General features: G+C 63.6%; 14 protein-coding genes. 8 read left to right on the top strand and 6 right to left on the bottom strand.

The window, feature by feature from the left end; genetic code table 11:
* Window positions 1–47 precede the first annotated feature (47 nt).
* From ACUN0G_RS26825 to ACUN0G_RS26800, 6 genes are all read left to right on the top strand, one after another.
* On the top strand, window positions 48–1,232 hold the full coding sequence (locus ACUN0G_RS26825; RefSeq protein ID WP_445574778.1) for an acyl-CoA dehydrogenase family protein: 1,185 nt from the start codon (window positions 48–50) through the stop codon (window positions 1,230–1,232).
* Complete coding sequence (locus tag ACUN0G_RS26820) at window positions 1,229–2,188, top strand: D-isomer specific 2-hydroxyacid dehydrogenase family protein (RefSeq protein ID WP_063031019.1); 960 nt, start codon at window positions 1,229–1,231, stop codon at window positions 2,186–2,188. Before ACUN0G_RS26825 ends, ACUN0G_RS26820 begins: the two co-directional genes overlap by 4 nt.
* Window positions 2,189–2,496: 308 nt before the next feature.
* Window positions 2,497–4,617: a TonB-dependent receptor gene (locus ACUN0G_RS26815; protein ID WP_093197993.1), complete on the top strand. Its 2,121-nt coding sequence runs from the start codon at window positions 2,497–2,499 to the stop codon at window positions 4,615–4,617.
* Between the two features lie 26 nt (window positions 4,618–4,643).
* Window positions 4,644–6,218 carry a flavin monoamine oxidase family protein gene (locus tag ACUN0G_RS26810; protein ID WP_063031022.1) on the top strand — a complete coding sequence of 525 codons (1,575 nt, stop codon included), beginning with the start codon at window positions 4,644–4,646 and terminating at the stop codon, window positions 6,216–6,218.
* 24 nt (window positions 6,219–6,242) lie between these two features.
* Window positions 6,243–6,734: a RidA family protein gene (locus ACUN0G_RS26805; protein WP_445574777.1), complete on the top strand. Its 492-nt coding sequence runs from the start codon at window positions 6,243–6,245 to the stop codon at window positions 6,732–6,734.
* Window positions 6,735–6,771: 37 nt separating this feature from the next.
* The gene (locus ACUN0G_RS26800) at window positions 6,772–9,231 is read left to right on the top strand and encodes a TonB-dependent receptor plug domain-containing protein (RefSeq protein WP_445574776.1); all 2,460 of its coding nucleotides are present in this window, start codon (window positions 6,772–6,774) and stop codon (window positions 9,229–9,231) included.
* 1 nt (window position 9,232) lies between these two features.
* Here the strand turns inward: ACUN0G_RS26800 and ACUN0G_RS26795 are convergent, their stop codons facing one another.
* The 5 genes from ACUN0G_RS26795 to ACUN0G_RS26775 form a co-directional block, all read right to left on the bottom strand.
* On the bottom strand, window positions 9,233–10,120 hold the full coding sequence (locus tag ACUN0G_RS26795) for a LysR family transcriptional regulator (RefSeq protein WP_445574775.1): 888 nt from the start codon (window positions 10,118–10,120) through the stop codon (window positions 9,233–9,235).
* A gap of 182 nt (window positions 10,121–10,302) precedes the next feature.
* Window positions 10,303–10,920, bottom strand: coding sequence for an isochorismate family cysteine hydrolase YcaC (gene ycaC, locus ACUN0G_RS26790; protein ID WP_177008639.1), 618 nt, complete (start codon window positions 10,918–10,920; stop codon window positions 10,303–10,305).
* Between the two features lie 24 nt (window positions 10,921–10,944).
* Window positions 10,945–12,783 carry an amidohydrolase gene (locus ACUN0G_RS26785; RefSeq protein ID WP_445574774.1) on the bottom strand — a complete coding sequence of 613 codons (1,839 nt, stop codon included), beginning with the start codon at window positions 12,781–12,783 and terminating at the stop codon, window positions 10,945–10,947.
* Window positions 12,780–13,373 carry an antibiotic biosynthesis monooxygenase gene (locus tag ACUN0G_RS26780; RefSeq protein ID WP_445574773.1) on the bottom strand — a complete coding sequence of 198 codons (594 nt, stop codon included), beginning with the start codon at window positions 13,371–13,373 and terminating at the stop codon, window positions 12,780–12,782. The genes ACUN0G_RS26785 and ACUN0G_RS26780 overlap by 4 nt, the downstream gene beginning before the upstream one ends.
* Before the next feature lie 80 nt (window positions 13,374–13,453).
* On the bottom strand, window positions 13,454–14,362 hold the full coding sequence (locus ACUN0G_RS26775; protein ID WP_445574772.1) for a LysR substrate-binding domain-containing protein: 909 nt from the start codon (window positions 14,360–14,362) through the stop codon (window positions 13,454–13,456).
* Window positions 14,363–14,567: 205 nt separating this feature from the next.
* On the opposite strand from ACUN0G_RS26775, the gene ACUN0G_RS26770 reads away from it, so the two are divergent.
* Both ACUN0G_RS26770 and ACUN0G_RS26765 read left to right on the top strand, forming a co-directional pair.
* Window positions 14,568–14,966 carry a helix-turn-helix domain-containing protein gene (locus ACUN0G_RS26770; RefSeq protein WP_258346488.1) on the top strand — a complete coding sequence of 133 codons (399 nt, stop codon included), beginning with the start codon at window positions 14,568–14,570 and terminating at the stop codon, window positions 14,964–14,966.
* Between the two features lie 65 nt (window positions 14,967–15,031).
* On the top strand, window positions 15,032–17,824 hold the full coding sequence (locus ACUN0G_RS26765; protein WP_445574771.1) for an ATP-binding protein: 2,793 nt from the start codon (window positions 15,032–15,034) through the stop codon (window positions 17,822–17,824).
* Here ACUN0G_RS26765 and ACUN0G_RS26760 read toward each other — a convergent pair.
* Window positions 17,771–19,312 carry an ATP-binding protein gene (locus tag ACUN0G_RS26760; protein WP_445574770.1) on the bottom strand — a complete coding sequence of 514 codons (1,542 nt, stop codon included), beginning with the start codon at window positions 19,310–19,312 and terminating at the stop codon, window positions 17,771–17,773. The two genes, ACUN0G_RS26765 and ACUN0G_RS26760, sit on opposite strands and share 54 nt — an antisense overlap.
* Between the last annotated feature and the right edge of the window lie 3 nt (window positions 19,313–19,315).

Here is a 19,315-nt window from a genome sequence, read left to right as displayed (position 1 = left end):
CTTTCGCGAGCAAGCCCGCTCCCACATTTTGACCGAGTACACCGATAATGAGCCTTTCATCTCAACAACCGCCGCTTCTGCGCTCCGTGGAAGTGGCCAACTTCGAAGCGCTGCTGGAACGCCTCGGCAGCCAGCTCGCCGCCACCGCGCCGCTCTATGATGAAAGCGGCACCTTCCCCCACGACAACTTCAAACTGCTGCACGAACACGGCCTCGTCGCCCTGACCGTGCCCAAGGCCCTCGGCGGTGGCGGTGCCAACCTCGCCCAGGCACGCAAGGCCATCAGTGCCATCGCCAAGGGCGAGCCGTCCACCGCGTTGATCCTGGTGATGCAGTACCTGCAACACACGCGCCTGCAAGACAGCAAAACCTGGCCGCCCGCGCTGCGCACCCAGGTCGCCGAAGACGCAGTGCGCAATGGGGCCCTGATCAATGCCCTGCGCGTCGAACCCGACCTCGGCACCCCGGCCCGTGGCGGGCTGCCAGCGACCATCGCTCGGCGTACCGCCGCCGGTTGGCGCATCAGCGGGCGCAAAATCTACTCTACCGGCAGCCACGGCCTGACGTGGTTCAGCGTCTGGGCCCGCAGCAGCGATGAAGACCCGCTGGTGGGTGCCTGGCTGGTGCCCAAGGACAGCCCCGGCATCAGCATTATCGATACGTGGGACCACCTGGGCATGCGCGCCACCTGCAGCCACGAAGTGGTGTTCGATAACGTGCTGGTGCCGCTGGACCACGCGGTCAGCGTCAGCCCCTGGAGCGCGCCGCAGGCCGAACTGGACGGCGATGGTTTCCTGTGGATGTCGGTGCTGCTCTCATCCGTGTACGACGCCGTGGCCCAGGCGGCGCGCGACTGGCTGGTGGACTGGCTGGAACAGCGCAAGCCCTCCAACCTCGGCGCAGCGCTGTCGACCTTGCCGCGCTTTCAGGAGACCGTCGGGCATATCGACACCCTGCTGTTTGCCAATCGCAGCCTGCTGGATGCCGCCGCCGACGGGCACACCCCGGCGGCCAATGCCGCGCAGATCAAATACCTGGTGACCGGCAACGCGATACGCGCCGTCGAGTTGGCCATCGAGGCTTCCGGCAATCCCGGCCTGTCGCGCCACAGCCCGCTGCAACGGCATTACCGCGACGTGCTGTGCAGCCGCGTGCATACACCGCAGAACGACGCCGTGCTGCAGGGCGTCGGCAACGCCGTCTTCGCGCAACGTCAGAAGGAACGCACATGAGCCAGGTGATTATCGCCAGCCAGCTGGACGAAGATTTCAATGAAGTGATCCGCCAGCGCCTGGCCCTGACGCACCCTGGCGCCGAGGTCATCGGTGTACCCGCCGGCGTGCCCAGCGACTTGCCGCCCCAGGCCAATATCCTGCTGGCCCGACCGATCAACGTGCGTGGCTACACCGCCCCGGACACACCACCACCGGGTTGGCCGTATGGTGTGCAGTGGATTCAGGTGGTGTCGTCAGGTATCGACTTCTACCCCAAGTGGCTGTTCAACGGGCCGCCGGTGAGCACCTCGCGGGGCAGCGCCGCCGAGAACATCGCGGAGTTCGCCCTGGCAGCGATCTTCGCGGCAGCCAAGCACTTGCCGGACATCTGGGTGCAGGATTCGCAGTGGCAGTTCACTGCGTTGCGCCCGCTCAAGGGCACCACCCTGGGGATTCTGGGGTTTGGTGCGATTGGCCGTAGCCTGGCGCAAAAAGCTCATGGATTGGGGATCAAGATCGTGGCATTACGCCAAAGTGACACGCCGTTTGACGTGGAGGGTGTGGAGGCGGCGCTGGATATCCATGATCTGTTTGCTCGCTCCGACCACCTGGTGCTAGCCGCGCCACTGACCGAGGCCACGCGACATATAGTGGATCGGGAGGCGCTGGAGAATGCCAAGCCAGGGTTGCACCTGATCAATATTGCCCGGGGAGGATTGGTGGATCATGAGGCGCTGCTGGAGGCGTTGGACAGCGGCCGTCTTGGGCTGGCTTCGCTGGACGTGACTGAGCCGGAACCGTTGCCGGATGGGCATGCGCTGTATGGCCATCCGAGGGTCAGGGTATCGCCGCATACGTCGGCGATTTCGACCAATAGCCGGCATGATATTGCGGACAGTTTTCTGGGCAACCTGGAAAGGTATCTGAGTGATCTGCCGCTGGAGAACCTCGCCAACACCCAACGCGGTTACTAAGCCGAACAGAAATCAAAATGTGGGAGCTGGCTTGCCTGCGATAGCAATGGATCAGTCGATATCAATGTGACTGACCTACCGCTATCGCGGGCAAGCCCGCTCCCACATTTGTTTTTCATCAGCTGAAAAATATCATCAGCCTTACGCATCACAAACAAACCACTACATACCCATTTTTTATAATTAACTTATAACTAATCGGACTTTTACGCCCAGCATTTATACAAATACTGTTACATCCAATACCGACCCCTGACCAGGTGGAGGCCCGACTTTGCCTAAACCGTCAACCACCTCAGGGGTCCATCATGAGTCCTACCGCCGTACCCAATCGCCTGACACTGGCCATTTCCCTCGCCCTGTTTGGCCTCGCCGCCCACGCCGACGACACCGCCCTGCCGGTGGTCAACGTCACCGCCGAGCACCGCAGCGAAGACCTGCAAAAAACCCCGCTGGCGATTTCCGCGTTCGATGAAAAGGCCCTGGAAGATAAGCAGATCAACAGCGTGCGCGACCTCGCGGGCCAGGTACCGAACCTGACACTCAGCCGCCAGTCGATCTCCTACAGCGCCCAGACCTACGGCATCCGCGGCATCGGTGAAACCGACCCGATTCAGGAAGCCGCCGTCGCCGTTTACGCTGATGACCTGTACATACCCCGTGCGATTTCCTCGATGCTCGACTTCAACGATGTGGAGCGCGTCGAGGTGCTGCGCGGCCCCCAGGGCACGCTGTACGGGCGCAACAGCAGCGCCGGTGCGATCCGGGTGATCACCCGCGACCCGACTCAGGAAACCCGCGGTTTTGTAGAGCTGGGCGCCGGCAACTACGACGCCCAGAACGCACGCCTGCTGATCAGCGGCCCGTTGGTAGACAACGCGCTGTTCGGCAGTTTCTCCGCTATCCGCCTGAGCCGCGACGGCACCGTGTCCGATCCCACCCGGGGCAAGGACGTGAACAACGTCGACATCCAGTCCTATCGCGGCAAGCTGCGCTACAAGCCGGTGGATTCGCCCTGGGATGTGCAATTGACCCTGGCCGGTACCTTCGACCGGGGCGACACCACCAGCTATACGCCCTTCGACGCCAACGGACATTTCGACAAATTCAAGAGCTACAGCAGCCTCGACCCGAAAAACCGCCTGGACCAGGGCAGCTCGGTGCTGCGGGCGATTTACGCGATCAATGACAACCTAAACTTCAAATCGGTGACGGCCTATTCGGCGTTCCACCAACCGGTGGACTACGACAACTCAGGGCAAGCCGCGCTGATCCAGAACAACCTGATCCTGTACAAGCAGAACTACGCCACCCAGGAATTCCAGCTCAACGGTGACTACGACGATTTCAGCTTCAGCACCGGCGTGTACCTGTACCGCGAGAAGTTCGACGCCGACCGCGACAACCTCACCTATTCCGTCGCCCGCAACCGGGTGATCGGCCAGGGCCAATACAGCACCACCAACACCGAAAGCTACGCGCTGTACGGCCAGGGCACCTACAAGCTGACGCCGCAACTGTCTCTGATCGCCGGCCTGCGCTTTACCCGCGAACACAAGAATTTCGACTTCACCAACTACGCGATCAACACCGACCGGCAGATCACCGGCACCAACTTTACCGCCGAGTCGAGCAAATCCTGGCAGTCCACCAGCCCGAAAATCGGCTTCGAATACGCCTGGACCCCACACTTGAACCAGTACGCCTATGTCGCCAAAGGCTTCAAGGCCGGCGGCTACGACAACCGCGCACCGACCCAGGCCGCCGCTGAACAGGCGTTCTCCCCGGAGGATGTGACCACCTGGGAAACCGGGGTCAAAGGCGACTTCTTCGACCAACGCCTGCGGGCCAACGTCGCGGTGTTCTACAACGACTACAAAGACCTGCAAACCAACGCCTATGACCCGGCGCTGGGGGTCAGCCTGCGCACCAACGTCGGCCGCGCCCACACCTACGGCGTGGAGCTGGAAACCCTCACGGCCCTGAGCCGCGACCTACAACTGACCGCCAACGTCGGCTACCTGCAAAGCAAGTACGACGACTTCCAGAACGCCAGCGGCGCGGGGGTGGATGCCAACGGCAAGCAGTTGGTGTTCTCGCCACGCTGGAACGCCAGCCTGGGCCTCAACTACACCATCCCCGCCGGGCTGCCCGGCACCTGGCTGGCAGGCACCGATGCGCAGTTCCAGACCAAGTCCTATGCCAACGCGCTGAATGACGACATCCAGGAAATCCCGCAACAGACCTTCTGGAACGCCAACACCCGCTACATCAGCGGCGACGGCCACTGGACCACCACCCTCGCGGTGAAAAACCTGCTGGACCGCGCCTACCCGCAGTCGGTGGGCTACGTGCCTTCCAGCGGCGCCCGCTACTACTCGGTCAACGACCCGCGAACCCTGTTGCTGACCGTGCGCTACGACCTCTGACAAACCGCTATCTCAAGGAGCGAATCATGGCTTTTACCCGCAGGGAACTGATTTCCCGTATTGCCGCCGTGGGCGGTTATTCCGCCGCTGTCAGCGCATTGGGCGCGCTGGGGCTGACGCCTCAGGCGGTGGCATCGAGCTTTACCCCGCTGCAATTGGGCAGCACCGGCAAAGGCAAGAACGTGGTGGTGGTCGGCGCCGGAATCTCCGGGCTGGTCAGCGCCTACGAGCTGCGCAAGGCCGGGTTCAACGTGACGATCCTGGAAGCCCGCGACCGGGTGGGTGGACGCAACTGGACCCTGCGCCGAGGCACCAGGGTCGACTTCGACGACGGCATCAGCCAGACCGTCGACTTTGATGACGGGCAGTTTTTCAACGCCGGCCCTGCGCGTATTCCCAGCCACCACCAGACGATTCTCGGCTACTGCCGCGAGCTGGGCGTGGAGTTGCAAGTACTGGTCAACAGCAGCCGCAACGCCCTGGCCCGGCCGGATACGCAACAGCCGGCGTTCCAGTTGCGCCAGGCGGTCAATGACACCCGTGGCCAGCTCTCGGAACTCCTGGCCCGCACAGTCAGCCGCAAAGCGTTGGACCAGGACCTGAGCGTGGATGACCGCAAAGCGTTGCTGAGTTTCCTCAAAGTGTACGGCGACCTCAACGGCGACCTGCAATACAAGGGTTCGGTGCGTTCCGGCTACACCCGCGTGCCTGGCGCTGGCGACCAGACTGGCGTGACGCGCGCGCCACTGGAGCTGCAAACCCTGCTTAACCCCAAGCTGTGGGGCGCACTGGTGTTCGATGAAATCCCGGAGTTTTCATCCACCATGTTCCAGCCGGTGGGCGGCATGGACCGCATTCCCTATGCCTTCTACGAACACCTCAAGGATGCGGTGCGCTTCAACGCTGAAGTCAGTGATATCCAGACGTCCGAACAAGGCAGCCGCATCAGCTACCGCGACCGTATCAGCGGCAAGACCCAGGTCCTGAGCGCCGACTACGCCATCGTCACCGTGCCCTTGCCACTGCTGGCGAAGCTGCCGAGCAACTTCACGCCGCCGTTCAAGCAGGCGATCCAGACCGCGCAAAGCGACCAGGCCAACAAGGTGGCCTGGCAGACGCCGCGCTTCTGGGAAACCGACTTCAACATCTATGGCGGCCTGTCGTACCTCGACCATGAAGTCAAAGGCTTGTGGTACCCCAGCGACCGCCTCAACAGCGCCCAGGGGATTCTGGTGGCGGCCTACAACACCAGCGAATCGGCCCAGGCCTTCAGCCAGAAATCCCTGGCCGAACAGTTCGCCTCTTCGCGCCAGGCGGTGGAACTGTTGCATCCCGGCCACAGCGCAAAACTGCAGAAGCCGGTAGCGATCAACTGGTCGAAAGTCAGCTACAGCAAAGGCCCGTGGATCGTTAACGACGAAGTCGGCGAAAGCGCCTACCGCCTGCTCAACGAGCCCCAGGGCCGTACTTACCTGGCCAGCGACGCCCTCGCCCACGGCGGTGTCGGCATCTGGCAGAACAGCGCCGCCGATTCGGCACGGCGCATCGTCTCGCTGATCGGCCGCCATGCCGAACGCCAGCAACCGGGCGTCGCCGCCTGAAATTGCTCACTCAAGGAATGATCGATGAAAACTCTCTTTGCAGGACTGCTGATGACCGCCACCACCCTCGCCGCCCACGCCGATGAGATCAAGCGCGTGCCGCTGCCCAACTCGAACTTCCCGATCTCACTGGCGGTGTCGGTACCACCGCAGACCGAACTGCTGTTTGTCAGCGGCTTGCTGGCCGACCTGCATGATCCCAAGGCACCGAAAGACTCGTTTGCAGCCTATGGCGACACGGCCATCCAGACCACGTCGATCCTCAATAAGCTCAAGGGCGTGCTGCAAAGCCAGGGCCTGGATCTGGGGGATGTGGTGCAGTTGCGGATATTCCTGGCGGGCGATCCCGCCAAGGGCGGCAAGCTCGACTTTGCCGGTTTGCAGGAAGGCTACACGCCGTTCTTCGGCAATGCCGAGCAGCCGAAAAAACCGGCACGCACCGCGGTGCAAGTCGTCGCCCTGCCATTGCCCGGCGGGCTGGTGGAAATCGAAGCGGTTGCCGCGCGCAAACGCTGACCCAAGGATCGATCCGGGATCAAGGAGCTTCACTCTCATGCATAGCCGTCCCTTATTGCTGCCGCTCTCGCTGGCGTGCGGCCTGGCGTCCTTCGGCGTCGAATCCGCCGAAGAACGCTCTCCCACCCTCGACACCGTCGTCGTCACCGGCAACCGTGGCGCCGAACAACGTACCGTCACCACCAGCCCCACGCCCATTGATGTGATCAGCGGCGAACAGCTGCGGGCCGTGGGCAAGCCGAGCCTGTTGGAAGCCCTGGGCAAGCTCATCCCCTCGTTCAACCTGCCCGACCGCGCCGGCTGGGATGCCAGCGGCGTGGTGCGCTCGGCCACCTTGCGCGGCTTGACCGCCTCCCATGTGCTGGTGCTGGTCAACGGCAAACGGCGCCACACCAGCGCCACCCTGAACATCAACGGCATCAACAGCGGCGCCGCTCCCAGCGACCTCGACCTGATCCCGGTGGCCGCCATCGACCATGTGGAAGTGCTGCGCGACGGTGCGGCGGCGCAGTACGGTTCGGATGCGATTTCCGGGGTGATCAATATCATCCTCAAGCAGACCACCGGCGGCAGTTCCGACACCACCCTGGGCCAGAACTACGACGGCAAGCGCGGCACCGGCCAGGAGGCCCTGAACTATGGCTTCCAGGTAGGCGAAGCCGGGGTGCTCAACGTGTCCCTCGATACCCGCTACCAGGAGCGTGACAACAAGGCCGGCAGCAACGGCTACAGCAACCATTACTATCCGCTGGCGGATGGTTCACCCGACCCGCGTGAAGCCACTTCCAGCCACCACACCTACAAAGGCTACGGCTCGCCCCGCAGCCAACTGGCCGACGTCGCCTACAACCTCGACTTGCCCCTGAACGACGACCTGACGCTGTACTCGTTCTCCACCCTGGCCACCCGGGAGAACAACGACGGCCAGAACTTCCGCCTGCCCAATGGCCGCAACACCATCACCACCGGGCCCAATGGCTACCCCAATGGCTACAGCCCGTACTGGCTGGTCAACGAGACCGACTTTCAATCCGCCTTCGGTGCCAAGGGCAACGACCTCGGCGGCGGTTGGGCCTGGGATTTGAGCAGCACCTACGGGCGCAACTATGCCAAGCAGCGTACCTACGACAACCAGAACCCGTCCCTGGGTGAAAGCACGCCGAACAGGTTCACCTCCGGGATCTATATTGCCGACCAGCTCACCACCAACCTGGACTTGAAAAACACCTACGAGATCGGCCTGGCCAAGCCGCTGGACGTGGCGTTCGGCCTGGAGCACCGGCGCGAAAGCTACGAGACCCGCGCCGGTTCCGAGGCCTCTTATATCGATGGCGGCTACGTGTTCCCGGCGGGCCATCCACGGGCCGGGCAGCGTCCCGATCCGGGGGCCCAGGTCACCAACGGAATCCGCCCCGAAGACGCGCAGAAGGTCAGCCGCAACAGCGTCGCCAGCTATGTCGACCTCGGGTTCTACCCCACCGAGCAGTGGTACGTCGGCGTGGCCGGGCGCTACGAGCATTACAACGAAGGCGTCGGCGGCACCCGCAGCGGCAAGCTCAGCACGCGGTATGCGTTCAACCCGGTGTTTGCCCTGCGCGGCACCGTGAGCAACGGTTTTCGTGCGCCGTCCCTGGCCAACGAGATTTTCACGGCGCGCTCCACCGGGTTCGACACCATCAATGGCGTGTACCAATCGTACAACTACGTGATCCTGCCGGTGGATTCCGCCGGCGCCCAGGCTTTGGGTGCCAAGTCATTGAAGCCGGAGCGCTCGACCAACTTCAGCCTCGGGTTTGCCGTTACCCCAAGCGATGACTTGAGCCTCACGGTGGACGGCTACGTGATCAACCTGCGGGACCGCCTGGTACTCAGCGAGCGCTTCCAGGGCCCGGGCATTGCGGCGCTGCTGGACGGCATCGGCGTACCGGCCACCGCCGGCGCGCAGTACTTCACCAACGGCGCCAACACCCGCACCTCCGGGGTGGACGTGGTGGGCAACTACCGGCAAAACCTCGACCGCTACGGCTCGGTGAAATGGACCGCGGCGCTGAACTACAACCACACGCAAATCCTCAGCGTCAACGACACCCCGGCGCAGCTCGCCGCCCTGGGCGACTTCCAGTTGATGGGCCGCCAGTCCCGGGCGCTGATTACCAAGACCTCACCCAGCAGCAAGATGATCTTCTCCGCCGACTGGGCGATCCACGACTTCGACGTCAACCTGCGCTTGACCCGCTACGGCACCTACACCGAGGTCAACAGCTCCAGCGACCCGAGCCTGGACCGCACGTATTCGGCCAAGTGGATCACCGACCTCGACGTGGCCTATGCAATCACCAAAAAGCTGACAGTGGCCGTGGGTGCGCAGAACCTGTTCGACAAATACCCGGATCATATCGGCGTGAAGAACTCTTCGTTCGGCGATAACTGGGGCAGCTATTCGCCGTTCGGGTTTATCGGCGGGTATTACTACAGCCGGGTGCAGTACGCGTTCTGACTCAACAACCGCCGGCCAGGCGCTCACGCAGAAACTCGATCAACGCCTGCACCGGGCGCGAGCTCTGGCGGTGCTGGGGGTACACCGCTGACAGGGTCAGGGACTCCGGCGTAGTGTCTTCCAGCAGCGTCACCAACCGGCCGTCCTGCAAGGCTTGGGCGACGATAAAGTTCGGCAGATACGTGATACCCAACCCGGCGATCGCCGCGTCCCGCAGCAGCTCACCGTTGTTGACGCGCATGCGTCCGCTGACGTTGCGGGTGTGGGGTTTGCCATCGACCTTGAAGTGCCATTGCACCTGGCGACCATGGCCGTAAGGCAGGCATTCGTGGTCGGCCAGGTCATCGGGACTCTGCGGCGTACCGCGGAGGGCCAGATAGTCCGGGCTGGCGCAGTAGACGCGCTGCACACTGGCGATACGCCGGGCGATCAGGGTCGAGTCTTCCAGGGTGCCGATGCGCAGCACCAGGTCGTAGCCTTCGCTGATCAGGTCGACGGGGCGGTCGCTGAGGTCGACTTCCACCGACACGTGGGGATGGCGCTGCAAAAACAGCGGTAACAGACTGCCTAAATGAGCCATTGCAAACGACAACGGCGCGCTCAGCCGAATGGTGCCGCGGGGGTCGGTGTTTTGCCCGGCGATGCCCTGCTCCACTTGCTCGACTTCACTGAGCAGGCGCAGGGCGGATTCGTAGTAACTCTGGCCCAGCGGCGTGACGTCCAGGCGGCGGGTGGAGCGGTTGAGCAGGCGTACGCCGAGGCGCTCTTCCAGCTGGATCAGGCGGCGGCTGACAAATTGCTTGGACAGGCCGAGGTGTTCGGCGGCGGCGGTGAAGCTGCCGGATTCCATGACCTGGCAAAACAGGCGCATGTCTTCGAAGGGGTTCATTGTCGCTTCTCGGTGGACGCTGGGCTGTTTTATAGCCGGTCAGTCGCCACACCACAAATCAAAATGTGGGAGCGGGCTTGCTCGCGAAGGCGGTGTGCCAGTCAATACATGTACCGACTGACCCACCGCCTTCGCGAGCAAGCCCGCTCCCACATTGGATTACCTACACATCCGAGACCGGGTTACTTGGCCGTCAGCGCCGAGTAGCTGTTCATCAGGTTGCGATAGTTGGGAATGCGCGGCGACAGCAAATTCGCCAAACCTTCCATATCGTTGCGCCAATCCCCTTGCAGCTCGCAGGCCACCGAGAACCAGTTCACCAGTTGCGCACCGGCTGCCGTCATCCGCGCCCAGGCGGCCTGTTGCACGGTTTCGTTGAAGGTGCCCGACGCATCGGTGACCACGAACACTTCAAAGCCTTCAGCCAGGGCCGACAGCGTTGGGAAGGTGACGCAGACATCCGTCACCACACCGGCAATGATCAGTTGCTTGCGCCCGGTGGCTTTTACCGCCTTGACGAAATCTTCGTTGTCCCACGCGTTGATCTGGCCAGGACGCGGGATGTACGGCGCGTCCGGGAACAGCTCTTTCAACTCCGGCACCATCGGGCCGTTGGGGCCGCTTTCGAAGCTGGTGGTGAGGATGGTCGGCAGTTTGAAGAACTTGGCCAGGTCAGCCAGGGCCAGCACGTTGTTCTTGAACTCGTTGGGCGAGAAGTCCTGCACCAGCGAGATCAGGCCGGTCTGGTGATCCACCAGCAGGACCACGGCGTCATCTTTGTTCAGGCGTTTGTAAGTCATGGGAACACTCCTTTGGGGTTAGATTCAGAAGGCAAAACACGAGCAGCCAAACGCGCCCCAGAAACCCTGGAAGTCGCTGACCGGCACGTTCGAAAGACGCGCCCGTTCATGGCTATGGGCATGCACGCCACAGGGGCCGCTGCATTGGTGCACCTGGGCCTGCAGCGGTGCAGTCGGGCGCCAGTGGCCCGGCACTTTGGCCACCGGCGACCAGTCCGGCAGCACGGGCACCCGAGGCGGTGCGAAATCTTCAAAGTCGCCGGCGCCGTAGACCACCTTGCCGCCGACCACGGTGAGCACCGATTCGATCCACTTGATGGCTTCCTCGTCGACGCTGAAGAAGTCCGCCGACAGGGCCGCCAGGTCCGCCAATTGGCCGACCTTGATCTGGCCTTTCTTGCCCTGCTCGGAGGAGAACCAGGCACTGCCATGGGTGAACAGTTCCAGGGCGGTCAGCCGGGGCAAACCTTCGGCGTGCAGCTCCAGCCCGCCCACGGTGCGACCGCTGACCATCCAGTACAGCGAGGTCCAGGGGTTGTAACTCGACACTCGGGTGGCGTCGGTGCCGGCGCCCACCGGCACGCCTTCGGCGAGCATGCGCTTGATCGGCGGCGTGGCCTCGGCGGCCTTGGCGCCATAGCGCTCCACAAAGTACTCGCCCTGGAACGCCATGCGGTCCTGGATCGCGATACCGCCGCCCAGCGCCCGCACCCGCTCGATGTTCTGCGGGGTGATGGTTTCGGCGTGGTCGAAGAACCATGGCAGGCCGTTGAACGGGATGTCGCGGTTGACCTTCTCGAACACGTCGAGCATCCGCGAGATCGATTCGTTATAGGTGGCGTGCAGACGGAACGGCCAGCGCTGTTCCACCAAGTGGCGCACCACCGGTTCCAGCTCCTGCTCCATGGTCAGCGGCAGGTCCGGGCGGGGTTCGAGGAAGTCTTCGAAGTCGGCCGCAGAGAACACCAGCATCTCGCCGGCGCCGTTGTGGCGCAGGTAGTCGTCGCCCTGGTGCAGGGTCACGCTGCCGGTCCAGTTCTTGAAGTCGTTGAGTTCTTCCTTGGGCTTCTGAGTGAACAGGTTGTAGGCGATGCGCACGGTCAGTTGCTGATCCTTGGCCAACTGCTCGATCACTGCGTAATCGTCGGGGTAGTTCTGGAAACCGCCGCCGGCGTCGATGGCACTGGTCAGGCCCAGGCGGTTGAGTTCACGCATGAACTGGCGGGTGGAATTGACCTGGTATTCCAGGGGCAGTTTCGGGCCCTTGGCCAGGGTCGAGTAGAGAATCATCGCGTTGGGCTTGGCCACCAGCATGCCGGTGGGGTTGCCGTTGTGGTCGCGTACGATCTCGCCGCCGGGCGGGTTTGGCGTGTCCTTGGTGTAGCCGGCCACGCGCAGGGCGGCGCGGTTGAGCAAGGCACGGTCATACAGGTGCAGCACGAACACCGGCGTGTCGGGGGCGGCCTGGTTGAGTTCGTCGAGGGTGGGCATGCGTTTTTCGGCGAACTGGAATTCGTTCCAGCCGCCCACCACCCTCACCCACTGCGGCGTGGGCGTGCGGTCGGCCTGATCCTTGAGCATGCGCAGGGCATCGGCCAGGGACGGCACGCCTTCCCAGCGCAGTTCAAGGTTGTAGTTCAGCCCGCCACGGATCAGGTGCAGGTGCGAGTCGTTAAGGCCAGGGATGACGGTGCGGCCCTTGAGGTCGATCACCTGTGTGCCACTGCCGCGCAGGGCCATGGCTTCGCCGTCGGTGCCCACCGCGACGAAGCGTCCCTGGTGAATGGCGACTGCCGTGGCGCGGGGATTTTCACGATCCACGGTGTGGAACTGGCCATTGAACAGAATCAGGTCGGCGTTCATAGGGTTTCCTTTACAGAGGCTTCAAGCCAGGGCGCGAACAGGCGGGTGGCCGCCGGCATCAGCAAGTAAACCACCAGGACAACAATGGTCAGGGTGACCAGGAAGGTGGCGACGATGTAGTTGGACAGGAACGGGTGTAGCCGCAGTACCGGGCCCCAGATGATCGGCACCAGCAAGGTCAGCGGCAGGATCACCAGCAGCGTGACCACCGCCTGCTTCCAGCGCGGCGGCTTGGCGGCGGCATCGGCCAGGGGCGAAAACCAGAACTCGTTGACCGCGCCGACTTCTGTCTGGTCGCCGTCGGCCAGCATCGGCGCCGCTTCGTTGATCAGCTCCAGGCGCTGCGGCGACTCCAGCCAGCGTTCCAGGTCATCGGTGGAGCGGTAACGCAGCACGCAGGTGAATAGCGCCAGGCCGCCCTGCCGGGTGCGCACCACGTCAACGCCGATATGGCCCGGACGTTCGCCGGCGATACGCACGATGCGCCGCAGCCAAGCTTCATAGTCGGCTTCGTGGCCGGGCTTGATGCGGTGTTTGACCACCAGGGTGACCACCTCGTCCGGGCCGCCTTGTTGCGTTGCTGAGTCCATCGTGCCCCTCCCCTTCATACGTGAGCGATGGCCGCAGTGTGGGGTGTCACGTAGCGGAAAAATTGGATGTACGTGCTCTGTTAGAGCGCCCGGGACATGTGTTCGCCAATCCGCGATCGCAGCCAGCGCTCCGCCGGGTCGTTGTCGTGCACCCCGCTCCACACCATCGACAGCTCTGCGGCATCGATGGGGAACGGCGGGTCCTCGGCCCGTAAGCCGCTGCCTTGGGTCAACGCGCAGGCGGCATAATCGGGCACCGTCGCAATCATCTCGCTGCCGGCCAACAGGTCCCGCAACCCACTGAATTGCGGCACCGCCAACACCACTCGGCGGGCCCGACCGATGCGCGCCAGGTCCAGGTCGATATTGCCGCTCAGATCACCGGAAAACGAAACCATGGCATGGGGCCGCGAACAGTAGTCATCCAGGGTCAACGACTCCGGCCGGTCGTCGCCCCGCAGGACCTTGCAAGGAATGTCCCTCAGCTTCTTGCGCTTGGCATTGGCCGGCAGCTCGGTGGTGTAGCTGACCCCCACGGAGATCTCGCCACTGGCCAACAATGCCGACATCAGCAAGTAGTTCGCGCGCCGCACCACCACGATGATCCCCGGCGCCTCTTCGCGCAGCTGGCTGAGCAACGGTGGAAACAACCCGAACTCGGCGTCGTCCGAGAGCCCGATGCGAAACACTGCGCAACTGGTGGAAGGGTCGAAGTCCTTGGCGCGGCTGACCGCGCCGGAAATGATGTCCATCGCCGGTTGCAACTCCTTGAGGATCGCCACGGCCCGTGGCGTGGGCTCCATGCCGCGACCATTGCGCAGCAGCAGCGGGTCATCGAACAGGTCGCGCAACCGGCCCAGGGCCGCACTCACGGCCGGCTGGCCCATGAAGAGTTTTTCGGCAACCCGGGTCAGGTTCTTTTCGAACATCAGGGCCTCGAAAATCACCAGCAGGTTCATGTCGACGCGGCGCAAGTCGTTGCGATTCATAGGGTTTCCCGGGAGGTGAGCACCCCGTCAGCTAACCACGTTCAAGGCCGCTGCAATTGCATCCCTGTGCTGTCTTTTTTGCGCAGGCACCTGGCGAAATTAACAACGATTAACTCGCCAGCCAGACAGGCCGCAGCGAAAAATACGGCGGTCTACACTGGATTTTCATTCACCGGGAACGCTCCCATCGACCACGGAATCTGTCATGGCCCGACTCGAGCACGTCGCACCTGCCCCGCACTCGCGCCCATCCGCCACCGGCGGCCTGTGTGCCCGCCGCGAACGCATGGTCAAGCAGTTGATCCTGGCGAACCTGGGAGAAAGCCTGGAAGTCACCGAACTGGCGCGGGCATGCGCACTGTCCCGCAGCCATTTCTCTCGCGCCTTTAAATGCAGTACGGGCCTGTCTCCCCAGGAGTGGATTCGCCAACAACGCATCCAGCGGGCCAAGGAACTGATCGTCAGCTCCGCCTTGAGCCTGACTCAGATCAGCCAGGAATGCGGGTTCTGCGACCAGGCACACTTCTGCCATATTTTCAGCCGCAGTGAAGGCGTGAACCCCATGACCTGGCGTAACCACCAACTTCGCGTGATCGCCGCCTAGTGGTGATTGCACCCGGGCGCAAACCTCTGGAATATGCACCACAGACCCCACCCCAGAGCCCGCGCATGAGCAACCCCCACGACCAGGCCATGCATTTCGGCCCCTACCGGATTCACCCGCGCCAGCGCGTGGTGCTGGAGGGTGGCCAGCCGTTGCGCCTGGGCCGGCGGGCGGTGGATATCCTGCTGATTTTGCTGGAGCACGCCGGCCAGGTGGTGAGCAAGCAGGAGCTGATCGCCCGGGTCTGGCCCAGGACGGTGGTGGAGGATGGCAACCTGCGGGTGCACATGGCAGCCCTGCGCAAGGCGCTCGGCGACGGCCAGGCCGGGCAGCGCTATATCGTCACGGTGGCCCAGCGTGGCTACAGTTTTGTTGCCCCGCTGAGTGTCGACCCCACCACGTTGGAGGGCGACGCCACTTCGCCCTATCCAGGGCACAACTTGCCGCTGCGCCGCACGCGGATGCTGGGGCGCCAGGCTCTGATCGAAAGCCTGGTGCAACAGCTGCCTCACCACCGTTTCATCACCCTCACGGGTGCAGGGGGTATCGGCAAGACCACCGTCGCCCTGCGAGTGGCCGAACTGCTGATCGGACGTTACCGCGACGGCATCCGTCTGCTGGACCTGGCGCCCCTGAGCCAGCCCTCGATGATCGTACCCAACCTCGCCGCCCTGCTGGAGCTTACGCCACCGAGTCACGAACCCTTGGCCGGTCTCGCCGGCCTGTTGCGCGAGCGCCAGATGCTGCTGGTGATCGACAACTGCGAGCACCTGCTCGACGACATTGCACTGATCAGCGAAACCCTGCTGCGCCATGCCCCTCAGTTGCACATTCTGACCACCAGCCGCGAAGCGCTGCGCGCCGAGGGCGAGTTCGTGCAGCGCCTGGAGCCTTTGGCGTGCCCGCCGGCCACTGGCGGCCGCGCCGAAGCCATGGCGTACCCTGCGCTGCAATTGCTGGTGGAACGGGCGCTGTCGCGCTGGGACGGCTTTGAACTGAGTGACGCCGAGCTGCCCCTGGCCATCGATATTTGCCGACGCCTGGACGGCATTCCCTTGGCGATCGAACTGGTGGCGGCGCAAATCGAACGCTTTGGCCTGAAGGGCTTGCTGGTGCAGATGGAGGATAATTTTCGCCTGTTGACCCGTGGTCGACGCAGCGCCCTGCCCCGGCACCAAACCCTGCGCGCCACCCTGGAGTGGAGCTTCGATCTGCTGACCGCTTGCGAGCAGGTGTGCCTGCGGCGCCTGGCGGTGTTCCGGGGTAGTTTCACCCTGGAATCGGCGGCGGCGGTCATAGCCGGTGAGCACATTGCGCCGATGGAGGTGCTGGGCTCGATCACGCAGTTGGTGGCCAAGTCCCTGCTCAACGTTGAAGTGGGTGACGAAGAGGTGGCCTATCGGCTGCTGGACATCACCCGGACCTATGCCCTGGAGAAACTCAGTAGCGCCTGCGAACTGGAGGCCAGCCGTGAGCGACACGCCGCCCGCTGCCTGACGCTGATGAATCAAGCGCAAGCCGACTGGGAGCGAGTGCCCACCCAGCAATGGCTCGACCGTTATGCAGCCTGTCGCGAGGACGTGCGTGCCGCCCTCGACTGGGGGTTGCGCGAGGAAGGCGCGCCGTTGCTGGCGATCCGCCTCACGGTCAGCGCAATGCCGCTGTGGCAGGAGCTGTCGCTGCTCACCGAGCACGGTTTGTATGTGGGCAAGGCCCTGGCCTTGCTTCAGCAATCGGCAGCACCCTGCCCACACTTGCACCTGCAACTGCAGTTGGCCCTGGGCAGCTTTTCCTATCACACCCAGGGCGCAACCCCGCAGACCATCAATGCCTTTGAGCAGGCACGGCAACTGGCCGAAGCCAGCCACGATGTCGCCGGCCAGCTCAGGGCGGTGTCCGGCCATATGGCCGTCAACCTGTGCAACGGCAACTACCGCCAGGCCCTGCGCCAAAGCCTGCATTTCGACCGCCTGGACCCCAACGCCCAACCGCTGCTGGACTTGAGCGCACAGCGCCTGCGGGTACTGGCGCAACATTTCGCCGGCAACCAGGCCCTGGCCCGGCACAACGCCGAACAGGTGATGCAGCGCATGGCCCACAGCGGCCACCTCAATCGGTTTACCCATGGATTTGGCGTGCAATACGACCAGAGCGTGGCGTCGCTGACGGTGCTGGCGCGCATCCTCTGGCTACAGGGTTTCCCGGAGCGCGCCTGGCGCACCGCCCGACAGGCGCTGGAGCTGGCGCTGCAAATCAATCACGGCACCTCGATCTGCTACACACTTGCCCTCTCGGGCGTTGTCATCGCCCACTACAACGGCGACGACGCGACGGCAAGGTCAATGCTGGAGCTGTTGTCGCAGCAGGCACAGAAGCACTCGGTGTTGCTGTTCGACACCTGGGCCAGGCATTACGCCCTGGCATTGGACGCAGGGGTGCCCGAGGAGGATGTCGACGGCCTTGGCCTGATCAAGGACATCGTTGCGACCCTGCGCACAAGGGAGGTCGATGAGGCCTGCTTCGAACGAGCCAGGCAGGGCAATGCCGGTTGGTGCACCGCAGAAATCCTGCGGGCGCGGGCCGAATCCCTGCTGCTGCGCCCTGACCCGCTCGCGGCGCAAGCGGCTGAAAAGTTGCTGCTGGAAGCGTTGGGGCTGGCTCGTCAGCAAGCAGCCTTGGCCTGGGAACTGCGTTGCGCCCTGTCCCTTGCCCGGCTATGGCAGCGCGAAGGCAGACACGCTGCCGCACGCGAGCTTTTACAAGGGGTGTATGGGCGCTTCACTGAAGGATTTTCCACGCCGGACCTAGTGAGCGTGCGCCGCTTGCTCGACGAACTGCACCACCCGCTGCCGGCCTGAGAACGGCTCGAGCTCGTAACCTTGTTGCAACAGCATCACCTGGGCCGGGTCACCCAAGCGGGCCAACGCGTAGGCACGCACGCTATTGAGCAAACGATAGCGCCGAAGACCGGGACCGGGTTCGACGGTCAGCAGCGAAGTCGCCACCAACCGTGTCAGCAGGTAAGACAGGTCGGCGTGTTCCAGCTCAGTGCCGGCAACCAGCGCGCCCAGCGTCGGCACGGTCACCGCCATCTTGAACAGGCCCAGTTGGAGGAACAGCCAGCGCTCCGGCAGGCTCAAGCGATCATAGGTCCAGTCCAGCGCCGCGCTCATGGATTGATGGCGCTCTACCGCCGTTCGCCGCCCGCGAGTCAGCACCTGCAAGCCGTTTACCAACTGCGCTTGCAGGCTCTTGACCCCAAGGGCGTCGACCTGGGCTGCCGCCAGCTCCAGCGCCAACGGAATACCGTCGAGGCGCCGGCAGATATCCCGCAGAGGCGCCAGGTCTTGCCTGCGTAACTCAAAGCCCTGCTGACTGGCCTGGGCCCGGCTGACAAATAGCTGCACCGCAGGCGAAGCCAGCGTCTGCTCGACGTCCGTCAATGCCGACAACGGCGGCAATGCCAACGCGGGTACGCGTTGGGCCCATTCGCCAGGGATATTCAGGGCTTCGCGGCTACTCAGCAGCAGCGTTACCTGGGGCGCCATGCCCCGTAGAGCCAATACCAGGTTGCGGCAAGCGGCCAATGCCTGTTCACACCCATCAAGCACCAGCAGCAAGTGCCGTGACGCCAGTTGTCGGCAAAAGCCATGCAGCGTGCCGCCCGGCTCAACCTCAATCCCGAGCACCCTGGACAATTGACGGACCACGTCCGATAACCGACTGATACCGGCCAACTCCACGCGCCACACGCCGTCGCGATAACGCGGCAGCACCTGTGCGGCCAGGTAGAGGGCCAGGGTGGTTTTGCCGATACCGGCGCACCCGGTGATGGTCATAAGCGTTTGCCCCGGCAAACGCCGGGCAAGGGCATGGGCCAGCGGGTCCAGGCCGAACACCGGGACCAGGCGCGCCGGCAGATTATGCTGAGGCAGAGGCTGCGCAGGTGCTGACTGCGTCGGCTGCGTCGCGACAAAACAATAACCGCGTTGCGGCAGGTTGATGATATAGCGCCGCCCGTCCTCGCCATCGGCCAGGGCACGGCGCAAGGCCGCGATGTGCACCCGCAGGTTGTTCTCCTCCACCACACTGCTGGGCCACACCCGTGCGATCAAGGATGCCTTGTCGACAAACTGCCCGGCCTGCTCCACCAGCACCCCAAGAATGTCCAGGGCGCGCCCGCCCAACGGCAGCGGCCGGCCCTCTTCGCACACCAGGCGCTGCTGGGGGTAAAAGGTGAAGGGGCCGAAGCGCACTGCGCATTCCGGTTCAATCGTATGAAGGCTGTTCATGCTCGTCAAAGCGCTGAAACACCCGGCCTTGGGCGCCTGCGCATCCTTTTCCATGAG

The sequence above is a fragment of the Pseudomonas sp. 32A genome (assembly GCF_052682255.1).
Note: the sequence above shows the minus strand (reverse complement) of the source record. Positions and strands in the feature narration are given on the sequence as shown.

Bases quoted from the DNA above. Each gene is read 5' to 3' on its own strand.
- ACUN0G_RS26805 (WP_445574777.1), top strand. From the start codon at position 6,243: ATGAAAACTCTCTTTGCAGGACTGCTGATGACCGCCACCACCCTCGCC.
- ACUN0G_RS26775 (WP_445574772.1), bottom strand. From the start codon at position 14,362: ATGAATCGCAACGACTTGCGCCGCGTCGACATGAACCTGCTGGTGATT.
- ACUN0G_RS26815 (WP_093197993.1), top strand. From the start codon at position 2,497: ATGAGTCCTACCGCCGTACCCAATCGCCTGACACTGGCCATTTCCCTC.
- ACUN0G_RS26825 (WP_445574778.1), top strand. From the start codon at position 48: ATGAGCCTTTCATCTCAACAACCGCCGCTTCTGCGCTCCGTGGAAGTG.
- ACUN0G_RS26770 (WP_258346488.1), top strand. From the start codon at position 14,568: ATGGCCCGACTCGAGCACGTCGCACCTGCCCCGCACTCGCGCCCATCC.
- ACUN0G_RS26765 (WP_445574771.1), top strand. From the start codon at position 15,032: ATGAGCAACCCCCACGACCAGGCCATGCATTTCGGCCCCTACCGGATT.
- ACUN0G_RS26780 (WP_445574773.1), bottom strand. From the start codon at position 13,373: ATGGACTCAGCAACGCAACAAGGCGGCCCGGACGAGGTGGTCACCCTG.
- ACUN0G_RS26810 (WP_063031022.1), top strand. From the start codon at position 4,644: ATGGCTTTTACCCGCAGGGAACTGATTTCCCGTATTGCCGCCGTGGGC.
- ACUN0G_RS26800 (WP_445574776.1), top strand. From the start codon at position 6,772: ATGCATAGCCGTCCCTTATTGCTGCCGCTCTCGCTGGCGTGCGGCCTG.
- ACUN0G_RS26760 (WP_445574770.1), bottom strand. From the start codon at position 19,312: ATGGAAAAGGATGCGCAGGCGCCCAAGGCCGGGTGTTTCAGCGCTTTG.
- ycaC (WP_177008639.1), bottom strand. From the start codon at position 10,920: ATGACTTACAAACGCCTGAACAAAGATGACGCCGTGGTCCTGCTGGTG.
- ACUN0G_RS26795 (WP_445574775.1), bottom strand. From the start codon at position 10,120: ATGAACCCCTTCGAAGACATGCGCCTGTTTTGCCAGGTCATGGAATCC.
- ACUN0G_RS26820 (WP_063031019.1), top strand. From the start codon at position 1,229: ATGAGCCAGGTGATTATCGCCAGCCAGCTGGACGAAGATTTCAATGAA.
- ACUN0G_RS26785 (WP_445574774.1), bottom strand. From the start codon at position 12,783: ATGAACGCCGACCTGATTCTGTTCAATGGCCAGTTCCACACCGTGGAT.